The sequence below is a fragment of the Dysgonomonas sp. 521 genome (assembly GCF_010501055.1).
Taxonomy (GTDB): domain Bacteria; phylum Bacteroidota; class Bacteroidia; order Bacteroidales; family Dysgonomonadaceae; genus Dysgonomonas.
Map to the genome: position 1 here is coordinate 89,609 of NZ_QVMO01000005.1, position 18,327 is coordinate 107,935.

Annotated in this window: 14 protein-coding genes; 6 read left to right on the forward strand and 8 right to left on the reverse strand. The window is 41.4% G+C overall.

Going from position 1 to position 18,327, the window contains the following annotated elements; translation table 11 throughout:
- The gene (locus tag D0T84_RS03215; protein ID WP_163305968.1) at positions 1–762 is read left to right on the forward strand and encodes a lipopolysaccharide kinase InaA family protein; all 762 of its coding nucleotides are present in this window, start codon (positions 1–3) and stop codon (positions 760–762) included.
- A gap of 19 nt (positions 763–781) precedes the next feature.
- Here D0T84_RS03215 and D0T84_RS03220 read toward each other — a convergent pair whose 3' ends face one another.
- From D0T84_RS03220 to D0T84_RS03245, 6 genes are all read right to left on the reverse strand, one after another.
- Positions 782–1,072: a hypothetical protein gene (locus D0T84_RS03220; RefSeq protein ID WP_163305969.1), complete on the reverse strand. Its 291-nt coding sequence runs from the start codon at positions 1,070–1,072 to the stop codon at positions 782–784.
- A 7-nt stretch (positions 1,073–1,079) separates the two neighbouring features.
- Positions 1,080–1,937 carry a DUF4296 domain-containing protein gene (locus D0T84_RS03225; RefSeq protein WP_370525406.1) on the reverse strand — a complete coding sequence of 286 codons (858 nt, stop codon included), beginning with the start codon at positions 1,935–1,937 and terminating at the stop codon, positions 1,080–1,082.
- Positions 1,938–2,029: 92 nt separating this feature from the next.
- Positions 2,030–2,656, reverse strand: coding sequence for a lipoprotein signal peptidase (locus D0T84_RS03230; RefSeq protein WP_163305974.1), 627 nt, complete (start codon positions 2,654–2,656; stop codon positions 2,030–2,032).
- Between the two features lie 100 nt (positions 2,657–2,756).
- Entirely contained in the window at positions 2,757–3,137 is a 381-nt protein-coding gene (locus tag D0T84_RS03235) for a TraR/DksA C4-type zinc finger protein (RefSeq protein ID WP_163305977.1), read from the reverse strand.
- Positions 3,138–3,193: 56 nt separating this feature from the next.
- A complete protein-coding gene (gene ileS / locus D0T84_RS03240) occupies positions 3,194–6,643 on the reverse strand; it encodes an isoleucine--tRNA ligase (RefSeq protein ID WP_163305978.1) in 3,450 nt (1,149 codons plus the stop codon).
- Between the two features lie 612 nt (positions 6,644–7,255).
- On the reverse strand, positions 7,256–8,887 hold the full coding sequence (locus D0T84_RS03245; RefSeq protein ID WP_163305981.1) for a sulfatase-like hydrolase/transferase: 1,632 nt from the start codon (positions 8,885–8,887) through the stop codon (positions 7,256–7,258).
- A gap of 569 nt (positions 8,888–9,456) precedes the next feature.
- Here D0T84_RS03245 and corA point away from each other — a divergent pair.
- Together corA and D0T84_RS03255 are read left to right on the forward strand one after the other, a co-directional pair.
- Positions 9,457–10,533, forward strand: a complete 1,077-nt coding sequence (gene corA, locus D0T84_RS03250; RefSeq protein ID WP_163305984.1) for a magnesium/cobalt transporter CorA — start codon at positions 9,457–9,459, stop codon at positions 10,531–10,533.
- A gap of 317 nt (positions 10,534–10,850) precedes the next feature.
- The gene (locus D0T84_RS03255; protein WP_255495150.1) at positions 10,851–11,987 is read left to right on the forward strand and encodes a tetratricopeptide repeat protein; all 1,137 of its coding nucleotides are present in this window, start codon (positions 10,851–10,853) and stop codon (positions 11,985–11,987) included.
- Here the strand turns inward: D0T84_RS03255 and D0T84_RS03260 are convergent.
- Both D0T84_RS03260 and D0T84_RS03265 read right to left on the reverse strand, forming a co-directional pair.
- A complete protein-coding gene (locus D0T84_RS03260) occupies positions 11,980–12,657 on the reverse strand; it encodes an RluA family pseudouridine synthase (RefSeq protein WP_163305986.1) in 678 nt (225 codons plus the stop codon). The genes D0T84_RS03255 and D0T84_RS03260 overlap by 8 nt on opposite strands.
- Before the next feature lie 111 nt (positions 12,658–12,768).
- Positions 12,769–14,259, reverse strand: coding sequence for an acetyl-CoA hydrolase/transferase family protein (locus tag D0T84_RS03265; RefSeq protein ID WP_163305989.1), 1,491 nt, complete (start codon positions 14,257–14,259; stop codon positions 12,769–12,771).
- A 724-nt stretch (positions 14,260–14,983) separates the two neighbouring features.
- Between D0T84_RS03265 and D0T84_RS03270 the strand changes: the two genes are divergently transcribed.
- The 3 genes from D0T84_RS03270 (at position 14,984) to D0T84_RS03275 (ending at position 17,898) form a co-directional block, all read left to right on the forward strand.
- Positions 14,984–17,002: a TonB-dependent siderophore receptor gene (locus tag D0T84_RS03270; protein WP_163305991.1), complete on the forward strand. Its 2,019-nt coding sequence runs from the start codon at positions 14,984–14,986 to the stop codon at positions 17,000–17,002.
- 122 nt (positions 17,003–17,124) lie between these two features.
- The gene (locus tag D0T84_RS22775; RefSeq protein WP_255495151.1) at positions 17,125–17,259 is read left to right on the forward strand and encodes a hypothetical protein; all 135 of its coding nucleotides are present in this window, start codon (positions 17,125–17,127) and stop codon (positions 17,257–17,259) included.
- Positions 17,260–17,898 (forward strand): YiiX/YebB-like N1pC/P60 family cysteine hydrolase, encoded by a 639-nt coding sequence (locus D0T84_RS03275; RefSeq protein WP_163305992.1) that lies wholly within the window; start codon positions 17,260–17,262, stop codon positions 17,896–17,898. It abuts the gene before it with no gap.
- Positions 17,899–18,327: the final 429 nt, after the last annotated feature.

Here is an 18,327-nt window from a genome sequence, read left to right on the forward strand (position 1 = left end):
ATGGTGAATATTGTTATTAACCCGAAATATAAGCAGTTAGAAGACTTTGTAAGGAATCTTCCGGATACTTTCGATCACACGGGGGAGACTGTATATGACGGGCGTAATACGATAAAGGTGTTTGATATACAGGGTCTTGAAGTGAATGTTAAGTCCTTTAAGAAACCTAATATCATTAATCAGGTAGTATATGCTACTTTCAGGCAGTCCAAAGCAAGGCGTTCTTTTGAGTATGCGTTGAGGCTGGAGGAGAAGGGCTTCCGTACGCCGGCACCTATCGCGTATATTGAACAGGGCAAAGCCGGCTTATTTAAGAATAGCTTTTATATCTCTATAAATGAACATATCGATGGAGAGCTGCGCGAATTGAAGACGGGGACATTCGTAGATAATGAAGAACTATTGAGGCAGTTTGCTCATTATACAGCTCACTTGCATGAGGCGCAGGTCTTACACTTGGATTATTCATCAGGGAATATCCTATATAAGATAGTAGAGGGTAAATATATCTTTTATCTGGTAGACCTTAATCGTATGGAATTTGATAAACCTATAAGCATGGATACGGCTTGTTTCAATTTCAGGCGATTGTGGGGCAGCGATGAAATGATTCGTCTCTTTGTACAGCAATATGCTGAATCAAGGAACTTTGATGTGGCATCCTGCCTGAGCAGGACTTTCTATTACAGGAAGAGATTTTGGAGTAATTTTAAGCGGAAACATCCCGGGGCTTCTCCTTACGAAGCGAACGGGGTCTTATAATATTGCATTACACTTTACCCTATTTTATAGTAAAGTCTTCATTGTGTATCATTCTATATCTTTTATCCGGGATAGGGGCAGTATTTGTATTCGAGAATATCTGGTTTTGTATATCAGCTTCTACTTCTCCGCTCAATTCAGTATCTACAGGTATAAATAGCAATAAGCCGGAATAAAACTCCGTACTTTCTATTTCTATATCAAATGCGGATACATTGGTTATTTGAGATTCGTTATTTACCTCAACCACACTGTTCCTCAAATAAATATCGGGATATATGAAAGTATAATGAGAATAATAACGCTTCATCGGCATATCATTTTGATGGGGGCGTATTCTTTCTTAATGGGCTTTTTTCAGCTTTCTCTTTAGATATTACAGGCATTTCCATGCCCGAATCTTTATCCTTGACTGTTTTTACTTCATCTTTCGGTTGCTCTTTCTTAGCCTCTTCCGTGTTGGATGGAGTACTGGTAGCCGGTTTCTTTACAGCATCGGACGTTGTCTTTGTTCTATTTGGCGAATCTGCTCCTCGAGGCGAAACTGCTAGCGAATCTATGTAACTGATATTGTAAATCAGAACGTTGGAAGATATGTTATTTATATCGTCCTTAAGATGGATATAGCCGGAGATACTCTTCAGCAGGCTATCAGGTAATGATGGCTTAGAGAAAGAATAATGAGTGTTTCTTTCAACCGGCATTTTCCTCCTGACGAGCGTATCTTTATAATTGAAATAGATGGATGCTTCCGCCTTTTGCTGTGCGCTTAACCCCTGAACATCAAATTTGAGATGGAAAAAGGATATATTCTTTATGCTTTTGATCTTCAGTGAATCTATATTGAAGGAAAGGGTAGGGGTATACTCGTTCAGGTAATAAAATCCGGGTATAATCTGGTTAGTCTGTCGCCTGTTAGTTCCTGTCGCTGTTCTCGAGCGCATCAACGATTCGTTTCTTGATTTCAGCCGTGCAGCCACTGTATCATTTATCGCACTATAATACCGTATATTATCGGAATACCAAAGGAGAGATGAGTCTAATTCAGCCTGCGTTATTTTATGCTTACGGAGTACTCCTGCAACCAATGCGTCTTTCATTTCATCCGATTTGAATTGCGGATCGTTCACGTATATAGATTGGGTAAGCCTTATATCATACAATACTTCTGTCATTTTCTGAGGTGAAACCACATCGCCGGGCCTTCTGTTGCAAGAGCTTAACAGAAAGACAGCGAGTATGATATAGATGACAGAGCGTTGCATATTCAGGCTTTATCTTTTTTTTCCAAAGATAGTGCTAATGTCTTACGATAAAAAATAAGAAGGATAAAAATACCTACAGTAATTGCAGAATCGGCTATATTGAATATAGCGCTGAAGAATACAAATGGCTGCCCGCCCCAACTTGGTACCCAGGACGGAAATGTACCTTCGATCAAAGGAAAGTACAGCATGTCTACTACCTTACCGTGCAGCCAGCTTGAATAACCTTCGCCAAGAGGTACCAGTGATGCCACATTCCCCGGATAACTGGCGGAGAATATCTCGCCATATAATACACTGTCGATGATGTTTCCGAACGCACCTGCCAGTATAAGCGATATGCAAACGATATAACCTGTTTTATAGCCTGTTTTAACCAGTTTGTACAGGTAATATCCTATAAATACTATGGCTACAATACGGAATATGGAAAGAAACATTTTGCCTATAACCTCCATTCCAAAGGCCATTCCGTTATTTTCTACAAAGTAGATTTTAAACCAACTGGTTATTTCAATAGATTCATATAAAGACATATTGGTTTTTACCCAAATCTTTGATGCCTGGTCTATTACTAATACCAATACTATAACGAGTATGGCTACCAGCCCTGTACTTTTTTTCTCCATATTCCAGCTGATTCCCGTAAAGAAAGTGAAGAAAAAACACGGGTAATAAAGCCTGTTTTTTCTTCCTTCCTCTTACTGTTTTCCTTTGTTTTATTATTTATTATTTTACTCCGCTGTTCTTGGCCTCGATACTTAGTGTGGCATGAGGTACGGCGCGTAAGCGTTCTTTCGGTATCAGTTTACCTGTTTCGCGGCAAATACCGTATGTTTTGTTTTCGATACGAATAAGAGCCGATTGCAGATTCTGTATAAACTTCATCTGGCGTTGAGCCAAACGACCGGCCTCTTCTTTCGATAGAGTGGATGCGCCTTCTTCCAGGACTTTGAATGTCGGGGAAGTATCAGTTACATCATTTCCGTCGGCATTTGTTATAGCCGCTCTCAACTCTTCATATTCTTTTTTAGCTTTGTTTAGCTTGTCAAGAATTATATCACGGAATTCATTTAATTCCTCATCAGAATATCTTGTTTTTTCTGCCATAACCGTTAGTTTTACTATTGTTCCTGTTTTAATTTATTTAAAGATAATACTTTTTGTCAGACTTTCTCTACAGATATCTGTAAAATATAGTCGTCCATATCAACATTTTGTCCGTTTACCTCGCCTGATAATTCTATTTTGTCGGCAAGTACCTGAGACGCAATGTAGTCGTTGTATTCAGAAATAGTGTCTCTTATCTGCTCCCTGTCAGATATTATTATGTTTATCCTGTCTGTTATCTCAAATCCGCTTGATTTACGGATATTTTGTATACGGTTTACCAGTTCGCGGGCAATACCTTCCTTGCGCAGGTCGTCTGTTATTGTCACATCCAGCGCAACTGTCAGTTTACCTGCATTGGCTACAAGCCATCCCGGTATGTCTTCTGATATGATTTCCACATCGGCCAGTTCGATAGTTGCAGGTTGTCCGTCTATATCGAATGTATGACTACCATCCTTCTCGAACGCGGCGATAGCTTCCTGATTCATTGCCTGTACCTCTGCTGCAAGTTGTTTCATTATCTTGCCATAACGTGGCCCAAGTTTTTTGAAGTCCGGCTTTACCTTCTTTACAAGGATGCCCATTGCATTATCCACATACTTGAGTTCCTTTACATTTACCTCATTCAGTATGAGTTCGCGTACAGCATCTATATCTTTGCCTTGTTGCTCATTCAATACAGGTATCATGATCTGCATCAGTGGCTGGCGTACTTTGATATTTGTCTTGCGGCGCAATGCCAGAACGGCTGAGGATATATCCTGCGCTATCTGCATACGCTCTTCCAGATTCTTGTCCACAACGGATGCGTTATAAACAGGGAACTCAGACAAATGGACTGAATCCGCTTTTTCGCGCCCTGTTACAACAATCAGGTCGCAGAAAAGTTTATCTGCATAGAACGGAGAAATAGGTGCCATTAGTTTGGCTATAGTCTCCAGGCAAGTATATAGAGTCTGGTATGCAGACAGTTTGTCCTTTGTCATCTCTCCACCCCAGAAACGTTTTCTGTTGAGGCGAACATACCAGTTGCTCAGATTGTCGTTTACAAAGTCGGATATTGCACGACCTGCTTTTGTAGGTTCGTATGTATTGTAATACTCGTCCACGTCTTTTACAAGCGTATTGAGCAGGGATATAATCCAGCGGTCTATCTCAGGCCTTTCCGAAACAGGGATTAAATCTTCTGAGAATGAGAAGTTATCCACATTTGCATACAAGGCAAAGAATGAATAAGTATTATACAACGTACCGAAGAACTTACGGCGTACTTCTTCAACCCCTTCTATATCGAATTTCAGGTTATCCCAAGGCGAAGCGTTGGTTATCATATACCAGCGCAACGGGTCGGAGCCATATTTTTCTATTGTTTCGAATGGATTTACCACATTGCCCTTGCTCTTCGACATCTTGTTGCCGTTCTTGTCCAGTACAAGCCCGTTGGAAACAACGTTCTTGAAGGAGATACTGTCTTTGAACATAGTAGATATGGCATGTAGTGTAAAGAACCATCCGCGGGTCTGGTCTACTCCTTCGGCGATGAAGTCGGCAGGATATACCTTATTGAACTCTTCTTCGCTGATATTTGGGTAAAATACCTGGGCAAAAGGCATTGCCCCTGAGTCGAACCATACATCTATCAGATCTTTTTCGCGCATCATCGGTTGTCCCGAATCCGAAACAAGTATTATATCATCTACATACGGGCGGTGTAGGTCTATCTTTTCATAGTTAGCCTTATCCAGATTGCCTATTTCGAACCCTTCCCAAGGGATTTCTTTCATTACGCCGGCATCCACAGCCTTTTGCATTTCTGCATAAAGCTCTTTCATCGAACCGATGCATTTCTCTTCCTTACCGTCTTCTGTCCGCCAGATAGGAAGTGGTGTACCCCAGTAGCGGCTGCGGCTGAGGTTCCAGTCCTGCAGGTTTTCGAGCCATTTGCCAAAACGTCCTGTACCAGTCGATTCCGGTTTCCAGTTGATAGTCTTGTTCAGTTCCATCATACGCTCGCGGCTGGCTGTGGTCTTTATAAACCAGCTATCCAGCGGATAGTAAAGTACCGGTTTATCTGTACGCCAACAGTGCGGGTAGTTGTGGACATGACGTTCTATCTTGAATGCCCTGTTTTGTTGTTTCAGCATTACGCTCAGGTCGATATCCAGAGAAGAAGTGGCCTCCCCAACCCCTCCGGAGGAGGGGCTAACTCCCTCTACGGGGGAGTCAGAGGGGGCGTAATCGTCTTTTACATAACGGCCTGCAAATTCCTTATATAAATCAATATTAACGTTATTCTTTACAAACTCAGGATCTAAATCTTCTATTTTGAAATATTTACCTGTAAGGTCTACCATCGGACGCTGATTTTCGTCTTTGTCCAACAGCAGTAATGCGGGTATATTATTAGCTTTGGCAACTTTGGCGTCATCCGCACCAAAAGTAGGGGCTATATGTACGATTCCTGTACCATCTTCTGTGGTAACAAAATCTCCAACCACAACTTTGAACGCACCTTCTCCCGGATTGACCCACGGTATAAGCTGCTCATATTCCATGCCTGCAAGTTCCTTGCCTTTCCATTCGCCGACTATATGGTAAGGTATCAGTTTATCCCCTTGTTTATAATCTTCGAGGGCTATGTCTTTTGCCTTTTCATTGAACATGCTAAAGACAAGTGATTTAGCCATTACCGTAGTTGTCTTATTTCCTGTATATGGGTTGTAAGACTGTACAGCTACGTAGGTGATTTCAGGGCCGACAGCCAACGCTGTGTTAGACGGTAATGTCCAGGGGGTAGTTGTCCATGCTAGGAAGAATGCTTCGCCAAACTGTGACATTTCAGCCTTCGGATTCTTTATTTTGAATTGCGCCACACAGGTCGTATCTTTTACATCACGGTATGCACCCGGCATATTCAGCTCGTGTGTACTCAGGCCTGTTCCGGCAGCAGGAGAGTATGGCTGTATGGTATAACCCTTATATAGATACCCCTTCTTATACAGCTCTTTCAGTAAGAACCAAAGTGTTTCTATATAGCGGTTATCATAAGTGATATAAGGGTCGTTCATATCTACCCAGTATCCCATAATTCGGGTCAGGTTTTCCCATTCTCCCGTATATTTCATTACCTCCTTGCGGCAGGCATCGTTATATTCTTCTACAGTTATTTTTTTGCCTATATCTTCTTTGGTTATACCCAGTTTCTTTTCCACAGCAAGTTCTACGGGTAGCCCGTGGGTATCCCATCCTGCTTTGCGGTTTACAAGATAACCTTTCATGGTCTTGTAGCGGCAGAAAATATCTTTAACCGATCTAGCCATTACATGGTGAATACCGGGCATGCCGTTAGCTGACGGAGGTCCTTCGTAAAATACAAAAGACGGAGCTCCGGCACGTATTTCCAAACTCTTCTGGAATATGCCTTCCTTATCCCACTTTTCCAATATCTCCTTATTGATATCGGACAAGTTAAACCGATTATACTCTGAAAATTGTTTACTCATAATGTGTAAAATATACTGCTAAAAAATTGAGGACAAAGATAGTGAAAAATTCAATAAGGTATATCGTCAGCCTTTCTGTTAGTTATTAATAATGCGAAAAAGATACATTTTTCAGTTAACTGCTACCTTTTAGCTGCAAATAGTATTTTCTTTGTGTCTCTGCGAGAAGCGATTGTTTAAAAGTGACAACCAACGGTCACAGGTGTGAAGTGTATATAAAGGTGCATAGTATATGAGAAAAAGTTTATTGCTAACCATGGCTTTTAGAAACTGTTTAAATTTTATTCGTTCCAATTTTTAGAGATGTTTTAGAGATGTTTTTTTACATACGCTTCGCTCCTGTGACCGTTGGTTGAGTTGAGAGAAAGGAAAAAACAGCCGAAAACAGACTAAAAATGAACGAAGAAAAAGGCATAATAAAATATTCGTATAAAATTTAAACAGTTTCTCTTAGTACATGACAAAAATTATTCAAACACGATTAGGAGACGATGTAGGGGCAGTGGCTTGTCCCTGCCCGCTTGTCATTGTTTACGGGCACCCACAAGGGATGCCCCTACAGCAGGATATAAAATTTTGTCATGTACTTAACAGTTTCTTATATTCTCTATCTTATTCCTCAAATTTCTCTTTTATTTCTTCATATTTCTTTTCTCCTACATAACGCTCGCGTGGAGTATAATGCGTTGAAAAAATACTTCTGGAATCGTCATAATCCACATAACTGATTCCTGCCAAATCGGATATAGAGTATATAAAATCGGCAGAAGAATAGGAGCGTTCCTTTTCAAAAACGAGGTCTTTCCTGAACTTACGGTACGCCGGCGACAACCATACTACGAATGGAATTTCGCTCATTGGCGGCGAAACCTTCTCATAGGCATGCCCGGCAAAGTTCCGGTAATCATACATCTCTTCCCCGTGGTCAGAGAGGTACACCAGTGCGGCGTTCCGGTTTTGCCGCTTCTCCAGATTGCGTATGATGCTGTTGATTATATAGTCGTTGTACAATACCGAATTATCGTATCTGTCGATTATCTTTTTCGCCTTTTCGTCCCTGTATGGCGCGTCGGCTACTATCCTGTCTTTACGATGATCGAAGATGATATATTCTTTCGGGTATCTGAATTCATACGCCATATGGTTGCCTATCAGGTGTATAATGACAAGCTTGTTTTTCCTGTTATCCTTTTCCAGTATCTTGTCCAACACAGGGAGCACTATATCGTCATGCTGCTTGTATGGTGCCAGATTATATTTGGTGCCGGCAAGAGACAGCAATATATCATAGCTGGAACGAAGTTCTTCGCTAAATTCCTGATTACTTATCAGATATGTGTCGTAGCCCGCACGGTTGAATAACTCGTACATCGAAGGCTTTGAGCTAAAGTAATACGGATGCTCAGCCTCTTGCATGGATAGTATAGAGCGAATGACGGGGATGGTATGTACATGTGGCGCAACAATATCCTGATATACAATCAGGCTATCCCCATATCCCGATAATAGCGGATTTGTTTTCCTGACATATCCGTAGAGTGACATGTGATGCTTGTTTAACGATTCGCCAATGATGAGTACTATCACTTGCGGTATTGTATCCTGATGTTCAGCCTTAACGATGTAATCTTCTTTCTGCCGCTCCCTGATTTCCTTTATTTCATGTTTCGTCCGTATTTTATAACTGATAAATGTTTTGTAAAAATTGACGAAGTACACCGAGCGGGAAATTCTGTCTACACCTACAATAGTTACGATGGTAATAATGCATAATATAAATAGTGTCTTATATCTCTTTACGTTAAGTGGTTTGAATGACCTCATTGTGCATACCATCACAATAGGAATAGCGGCATAAATAAGAACTCCGGTAATAACCCAGAGGCTCAGATAGTGAGCGACGAATTCCTTGCTTTCTTCCGGATTGGTTTCGAACAGGCTGGTAACGCTGTTCTGTTCCAGCATCACATGGGCAAAGAGCAGATACGCCAGATAGATAGACCCGGGAATGACAGAGATGGCGAGCATCACGGAGTATATGATTTTTTCGGCTCTGGAACTGATAAATAAAGACAGGATGAGAATAGCAGCGAACAACAGGCTACACACCAAAAAGACAGCAACTTTATCGATGAAAGTAAAGTTTTCGGCCAGCGGGCATAATATGGGTAATAAGAGTAGTATATAAAAAAGGAAAAAGAATTGCATCTTCTTTCTTTTTAGTACAGTAAATATTTCACTCATTTGTATCGTTCAGATTCACAATTTATTTATAGCCAGGCAATATTGTCGTAGTGTAATAAAAACCCATTTCCGAGTGCACAAATATAGTATTTTATTCTTACTTTTGATATGATTTTAAGTAACTGCTTAAATTTGATTGGCAATCTTATTTTGTATTATTTCAAATATATTTTTTTCTTTTATTCGCAGGTTTAGCGGGCTAAACCAAGAGTGAAAAGTAGAAAATAGAGAAGAAAGAATAAAAATAAGAGCCAGAGAGCAATCAAAACAGTTATATGAAATAATTTCGGTCAAATTTAACATAGTACATGACAAAAAATATATACTATCCTTCTAACCCTTCCCCCTTCGGGTACTTCCCTTTATCAAAAGGGAAGAATGCCTGACAGATCAAACGGCATCTGTCTTCGCTTTGCGACTCTCCCCTCGCTTCTCCCTCTCCTTTTGGGGAGGGCCGGGGTGGGGTCGGGAGTGCCCACAGGGCGAGGGGTTGAACCTTAATATTCTATTTTTTGTCATGTACTTAGCAAATTTAAACAGTTAAATATGTTAAATCATATTTGTTAAATATGAGGAAAAGAACGCCCAGGAAATCGAAGAATAGCCTGACCCGTAATAATTACCTGTTAGCCAAACCAACCTATTTCGGCGATAAGAATATTCCGATGTCGATAGAGTTGGTTCAGTATGATAATATGCGTGTCGCAGTTAAGAATATTCAGTTGCAGGCAGCCATCGCAGAGCAACTGGATAAGACGAAAGTCAACTGGGTGAAAATAACCGGAATATCCGATGCTATTAGTGTAAACCGTATTTGTAAAGAGCTGGGCTTACATAGCTTTGATGTGAAAGACTTGCTGGCAGACCAGCAGGTAGTGAAGGCCGTAGGATACGATAACGTGTCATTTATCCTGATGTCTGCTTTTTATCAGGATAAGGCTGTGGCCGATATCGACGATATGCAGGTTGCCTTTATCCTCGGTAAAAACTTTGTTGTAAGTTTTCAGGAAGCTTCAGTCCCTGTATTTGAGGAAGTAAAGAAGAATATAGAGGAGAATAATGTCTTGATCAGGCAAAAAGGTGCCGATTTCCTTTTATATATATTGCTCAATGCCGTGAATACGTTCAATATCACTACGGTAATGGATATTGAAGACCGTCTGGCCGAGATCGAAGACCAGCTGATTATAGGCAGGGACTCTATTGACATTCTGCAACTGTTGCATGCATGCAGAGTCGATTATATGCATATAAAACGCTCTACCATTTCGTTACGGGAAGAGTTTGCCAACCTGCTGCATAATACCAATAAGCTGATTAAAGAAGAGAACCTGGTTTATTATAACGACTTTGATGACCGTATGCGTACCACATTGGGCGATTTGGCTTCTTTCTACGAATCGCTGACATCTTTGCTGGATCTGTATTATAACAACAATAACCTAAAGATGAATGAAATAATAAAGAGGCTGACTATTGTATCTACAATATTTATCCCTCTCACTTTCATGGTAGGGGTATGGGGTATGAATTTCAGGCTTATGCCCGAAACGGATTGGAAGTATGGTTATCTGGTTGCGTGGGTGGTACTGATCGCCATTGCGGTATTCTCTTATTTATGGATAAGGAAACAAAAATGGTTCTAGAAAGAATAAAGGTATAAGTAGAAAGCAATAAGTTATGCGAATCAAGGGTTAAATGTGCCGTTAGGCACACCATATTGGTAGAAATATGAATGAAATTCGTTTTTTTGTGCCGTCAGGTACAAAATGTGAATTGTTCTGTAGATATTGCGTACCTGACGGCACGCAATTAACCGGTTAAAGCTTCTTTCTACCAACATTCAGTCCCTAAAGGGACAAAAAATAGTACATTTAATCCTTGATTCGCATAAGTTTCTGATTATTATAATCTTGAAATCTTGAAATTTTGAAATATGAAATCTTGAAATCTAATTATAGTTATGAAAAGAGTTGTATTTACACTGTTCGTTCTGGTATTGAGTATCATGCCATATTCCGGTTTTTCGCAGGTGACATATTCCGGCGATGATATTAAAAGCCTGTTTGAAAAAGGCTTTTATCAGGAAATCGTAGACCAATATGCGGGAAAACCCCGAAGCCTTTCTGCTGATGAACTTTCCTGTGTGGCAGAGGCCTATTTTCATCTGAATGACATAGATGATGCTTCTAAATATGCGGATATGGCTATCCAGAAAAGTTCGAAAAGCGCAAAGGCGTATTACGTAAAAGGTATGGTTCTTGGCTCGAAAGGCACAATAAATCAGGCTTTAACTAATATGAAGAAGGCTGTGCAGTTGTCTCCGGATTATGCCGATGCGTATACCGGTATGGCAGATATCTATTATACACAGGATAATATTACGCTGGCATTGGAGAATTACAGGAAAGCGGTATCATTGACCCCTCCTTCCGAGAAAGCATTTTATATGATAGGTGTAATATATGCCGGAAAAGAAGACTTTAAGAATGCTTTGGATACATTCTATGTAGCCAAGTCAAAGATAGTACAGGATAAGGAATTACTGGTTACCGTGCTTTACAATATCGGAAAGATGGAGTTTGATATTGGAAGATATACGAAGTCTGTCGAAGCTTACGAAGAGTTGATCAGCTATTTCCCCGATGACTACTATTCGTACGAAAAGATTGTACAGTGCTACAATGCGTTAGGATTGTACGACCATGCCAATACCTATAAAACCAAGTTGTATGAAGCATACAAAGCGGGGCAACTGGCAGCTACGAGTATCGCCGATAATTTTTGTACCGACCAGTTTAAGGTAGGCAGTATGGATGTCTTTGCATACGAGCGCTACGAAGACGCTTCTTGCCGGCCGTTTGTCAAAAATATATTTTACGTAATGAATAATGCAGGGGAGGTAGACTCATCTGTTTTTGTGGATTATACGCCTTCTACTGACGATACAACAAAAGGGGAATATAAGTTTGCCATGATAAAAGGGATAACCCGCTATACATTCGACCGCGCTTTTCCGGTCAATGTAAGTTATGCCAGATTACGCCCCTATGTAGAGGATATTATTATAGGTAAAATACAGCCAACGGCGTCTAATTAATAGCCTTTTCCAATGCCTGCCAGAGTGTGTCTTTCGGCAGAGGGGCGGTAACTTCTATCCGTTCCTTGGATACAGGATGTATAAAAGATATCTTACGGGCGTGCAGGCTGATGCCTCCGTCCGGATTCGACCTGTCGAAGCCATATTTCAGGTCGCCTTTTATGGGGCAGCCCATTTTTGCCAGTTGCACCCGTATCTGATGATGACGTCCTGTCTCAAGGTCTATTTCAAGCATGTTATACCTGTCGGAGCGTGCTATTAGCTTATAATGGAGTATGGCGAGCTTTGAGTTCGGTTTTTCAGTATCGTAAGCATATGACTTATTCTGCTTTTCGTTCCTTACCAGATAGTGTCTCAGGGTGCCTTCCGTTTCTTTAGGTGTATTTTTTACTATAGCCCAGTATGTCTTGTCTATCTCTTTATTCTTAAACATTTCATTCAGGCGGCTAAGGGCTTTGCTCGTCTTGGCAAAAACGACTATACCGCTTACCGGACGGTCGAGACGATGGGTAACCCCGCAAAAGACATTGCCGGGTTTGTTATATTTTTCTTTCAGGTACTCTTTTACAATCTCAGAGAGGGGCTTGTCGCCTGTTTTGTCTCCCTGAACGATCTCCGATACTGTCTTGTTGACAATGATGATATGGTTATCTTCGTATAATACAGTCATTTTCTTAGGCGCTAGTTACAGGTTATAACCATGTTTATCTTGAATACAAAGAAAAACCTTTCGACTGACAATCGAAAGGTTTTCCATATTTTCTTTTTTCAGCTTAGCTGATTAAGCTTTCTTTTCCCATTTCACGTTGTGCATGTCTCCTGTTTCGGCAAATGCCTTGTGGAATGCAAAAGCATTGTACATATCAAATTTAGTATGCCCTTGCGGCGCGTTTTTGATATACTCCTGCAACAGAGGACGATAGTCAGGATGAGCGCATTTGTTTATGATTTCCTGAGCTCTGTCTTCCGGACATTTTCCGCGAAGGTCAGCCACGCCATATTCCGAAATAATGATTTTTACTGAATGTTCGCTATGGTCTTCGTGTGCTACCAATGGTACGATAGAACTGATCTTTCCGCCTTTGGCAACCGATGGGGTTACAAATATTGAAAGATAAGCGCTGCGTGTAAAGTCGCCCGAGCCTCCGATACCGTTCATCATCTTGGTACCCATTACATGCGTAGAGTTGATGTTGCCGTAAATGTCAGCTTCGATAGCTGTATTGATAGCGATAACTCCCAGACGGCGAACTATTTCAGGGTTGTTTGAATATTCGGAAGGACGCAGCACGACTCTTTCTTTGAAGAAGTCCAGATTCTTGTATATATGTTCGATACATGGATTACTTACAGTAAGGGAACATCCGCTTGCAAATTTCACACGGCCCGATTCCATCAATCCGATAACGGCATCCTGTATTACCTCTGTGTAAACTTCGAAGTCTGGTATGTCTTTGCTGTCTCCCATTGCGGCAAGCACGGCGTTAGCGATATTACCTACACCCGACTGAACAGGCAGGAATGTCTTTGGCATACGGCCTGCAGCCATTTCTTCAACGAAAAATTTGGCTACATTCTTACCTATCTGGGCTGTTACTTCGTCCACCGGCGCAAAGCCACCGCCTTCGTTAGGTTCATTTGTTTCTACAACGATTATTTTGCTTGGGTCAACTTTTATACAGTCCATACCTACTCTGTCTTTCACATTGTAGACTGGCATATCCTGACGGTTAGTCGGATCCTGAGGCTCCTGTATATCGTGCATTCCTCTCATTTCTTTCGGGTTCCATCTGTTTAGCTCCACAATCACTGTTTTGGCTAAACGGGCTACAGTAGGGGAGATACCCACACCACAGGTAGGAACTATTTCTCCGTCTTCGGTTACGTCACATGCTTCGATAACAGCGACATCGATATCACCATAGAAGCCGTAGCGGATATCCTGTGCCATTGTAGACAAATGCAGGTCGCAGAATTTTATATCCCCCTTATTGATCGCACTACGCATGTCATTGTTTGTCTGATAAGGAGCACGGAAGTTAATCGCGTTTGCCCTTGTCAGCATACCATCCAGCTTGTCGCCGGTAGATGCTCCGGTGAATACGTTAATCTTAAATGGATTACCTTTTGCGTGTTCTTCTTCGGCACGTTTTGCAATAAATCCGGGAACAACTTTAGGACAGCCTGCATGCGTAAAGCCGCTGAACCCTACATTGTAGTTGTTGTTGATAATGGAGGCTGCCTCTTCAGCAGTCATAAATTTTAAAGCCATGTTCTTTCTTAAAAGTTATGATTTAATATATTGTTAAGTTGATTCCAAAACACCTGCTCTTTTGCGCTGCAAAAGTACAAAATTATTAACCGAACAGCTAATTTTATATATTAAAAATTTAGTACTTTGAATATAAGCCCCCTCTGCCTCTCCCAAAAGGCAAGAAGATATGCTTCTACAGGGCTTTGCTACAAGCCTCTCCATTGGGGGACAGGGCTGTTAAGTTCTGATTTACATACGCTTCGCTCCTGTGAGGGCTGGTTGTCTCTTTTTATCTGTAGATCATTCACTTGCCTACTTCTAAGTAACTGTTAGGGAATTTCTCGTTCTGATTTTTAGAATTGTTTTTGAGATAATTTTTACTTCCGCGAAGCGATAGTAGCGGGCTACTTGAGCTGAGTGAAAGAGAAAATTAACCGAAAACAAGCTAAAAATGAACGAAGAACTCTTAACCTTTCTCTTATGAAAAAGAATTCGTGAAATTTCCTAACAGTTACTAAGAGCCTGTTTAAATTTTATACGAATATTTTATTATACTTTTTCTTCGTTCATTTTTAGTCTGTTTTCGGCTGTTTTTCCTTTCTCTCAACTCAACCAACGGTCACAGGTGCGAAGCGTATGTAAAAAAGCATCTCTAAAAATTTGAACGAATAAAATTTAAACAGACTCTAAATTTCCATTACTTTTGCACCGACATTTTATTTTATTAACCAATTAACTAAAAATGAATCAAAAGAATTTTAGTCAAAAGCAGGCCTATCGTTTCAAGCGATTTGTGCGAAAGGCCTACAGTGCATTCAATAGTATGCACAGGCTTGTGAACATTGGTGTTGTATCGGGGTGCGCGCTGGCATGTCTTCATGTTTCGGTGGTGTCTGCCCAGTCGACAGATGGTAACGAGCAACAGCAAAAAGTGATGGAAAAGGAACTGGAGGAAGTGATGGTCACGGCCTCACGCGTAGAAACTCCTGTCAATCAGGTAGCCAAACTCGTTACGATAATCACGAAAGAGCAGATAGAGCAGGCGCCCGTCCAGAGTATACAGGATTTGTTAGTCTACGCCGCTAACATAGACGTAATCCAACGAGGCGGCCACGGTGTACAGGCCGATATCTCCATCAGAGGCGGCACATTCGACCAGAACGCGGTACTACTCAACGGAATTAATATTTCCAATGCCCAGACAGGACACTATAGTTTCGACATCCCTGTCAATCTTTCCGACATTGAACGTATAGAGATCATTCACGGCCCTTCTGCCCTTATCTACGGTGCCAGTGCTTTCTCAGGGGGAATCAATATTATTACAAAGAAAAACGCGGATTATAAGGCTTATGCCAGTGTAGAAGCTGGTATGCACAAGCTGCGCGGAATAGAAGTGCGCGGCTCGGCTCAAACGGGTATAGCCACCAACTCCTTATCCGTAGGTTACAGTTCATCGTCAGGCTACATAGCCAATAGCGACTACGACCTGTACAATGTATTATGGCAAACACGTTTCAGGCTGAAAGGGACAAATAAGATGGACTTGCAGCTTGGCTATAACGATAAGAAATACGGGGCGAATACTTTTTACTCAGCCAAGTTCCCGAATCAGTATGAACGGACAAGCACCTATATGGGGTCGCTGAAAGGGGAATTCGGTTCACAGCTAAAGATTATCCCCATTATTTACTGGAACAGGCATCACGACCAGTTCGACCTGATAAAGGATGATAACTACGGGCGGAACCATCACAGGAACGATACCTATGGCGCTAATCTTATCTTCAACTATAAATGGAAATTAGGTACTACCAGCCTTGGCGGAGAACTGCGCAGGGAGGATATTATGAGTTCCGTCCTCGGCAAGGAGATGGTAGAGCCGCACCGCAACTATAAGATGTATGACGACCGTACGAATGCCAGTGTGGCATTGGAGCATACCTTAAATTTCGAAAAGTTTGTATTCTCGGCAGGCGTACTGATGAACCATAATACACTGATAAATGGTAAGTACAAGCTTTACCCCTCAGTGAGTGCATCGTACCGTCCCTTAGATGGGTTTAACATATCGGCATCGTGGAGTAAATCGACCCGTATGCCTACTTTTACCGACCTGTATTATACAACGGAGACACATAACGGAAACAGTGGACTAAAGCCGGAGAAGTCTGAATCACTGGAGCTTAATCTCAAGTATTCTCAGTCGTTTTTCAGCGCTTACCTTACCGGATTCCTCCAGTGGGGACGTGATATGATAGACTGGGTAAAAGTGGATGACAAATGGGCTTCGTGGAACCTTACCAAAGTGGATACCAAAGGCATTGAGATGGGCGTGAAGTTCCGTTTGGGGGATATTATCCCCGCTTTGGGCGGGCAATCGTCGCTGTCTCTCGATTATGCGCGTATGCGCCAGACCAGCGATACGCGGGAAATGGTATCGTTATACAGCCTGAACTACCTGCGTGATAAGTTTACAGCACAGTTTCATCATCAGCTATATAAAGGCTTTTCGGCGGGTTGGTATTTTCGCTTTCAAAAGCGCATGGGCTTTTATGAAAAGTATGAGAATCTGGAAAAGGTTGGCAATGAATCCTATCCGGCTTTTTCGACACTCGACCTGAAACTGAATTATAAATATAAAGACCTTATATTCAACCTGAGTATGAATAACCTGTATGATACCCATTACTTTGACAGGGGAAATATTCCGCAGGCGGGTTTCTGGCTGATGGGTGGTGTTAGTTATACTTTTAGGTAAATTTGTATAACCACAGAGTACACAGAGTATCACGGAGTTTATATTTCAAATAAAGAGAATACTCCGTGATATTTCTTTTACTCCGTGGTTGAAATAAAAGAAATTATGAAAAATCTAAGTACATGACAAAAAATATTCAAACACGATTTGGAGACGATGTAGGGGCAGTGGCTTGTCCCTGCCCGCTTGTCATCGTTTACGGGCACCCACAAGGGGATGCCCCTACAGCAGGATATAAAATTTTGTCATGTACTTAGATGGAAAATATAATATATATTTTATTCTTGTTATATCCGGCAATTCTATCTGCGGATGACTTTAAGTTGCAGACAGGCGATCTTGTTTTTCAGGAATCCTGTTCAGGCAATATGGGAAATGCGATAAAGGAAGTGACGTTAAGTATTGAACAATATCATTTTACACATGTGGGTATGGTCTATATAGATGAGAATGACAGCGTGTTTGTAGTAGAAGCTACTCATCCGCGGGTGGCTGCTACGCCTTTGGGGGAGTATCTTTATCCTAAGAATGAGAAGGATTGTTATCCTCTTTCTGTTGTTGGCCGCCTGAAAAATGAATATAGACACATTATTCCCCAAGCCATACGTGAGGGTTTGACGCTTGTAGGAAAAGAATATGACGATGGTTTTGTGATGGGCAATGATAAATATTATTGTTCGGAATTTATCTATGAAATCCTGTTGAGGGCGAATAATGGAAAACCTGTTTTTCCTCTGAATATAATGACTTTTAAATCGCCCGGTTCGGATGAAATAACAGAGGGATGGAAAAAATACTTCGAAAAGCTGAACCTGCCTGTGCCAGAGGGCGAACTAGGTATTAATCCGGGGGCAATGTCACGGTCGGATGTGATAGACATTGTCCATTATTATTAATGCTAATCAAGGGTTAAATGTGCCGTTAGGCACACCATATTGGTAGAAACATGAATGAAATTCGTTTTTTTGTGCCGTCAGGTACAAAATGTGAATTGTTCTGTAGATATTGCGTACCTGACGGCACGCAATTAACCGGTTAAAGCTTCTTTCTACCAACATTCAGTCCCTAAAGGGACAAAAAATAGCACAATTAACCCTTGATTCGCATAATATATGCCAATCAGGATTTGAGAAAAGGCTTGAAAAGCCAAATCTTCATAACCGCGGGTCATCGACCTGCGGAAAAAGGATGAGCAATACCAGCTGTCTGAAAGACAGGACATACTGTGTGTCCTGCCGCTTCGGGCAGGGGGGAGTGTAATTGCCTTGCTCCGTAAGCTACGCTGCGCTTGCATACGGTTATGAAGATTCTGCCTTTCAGGCAGG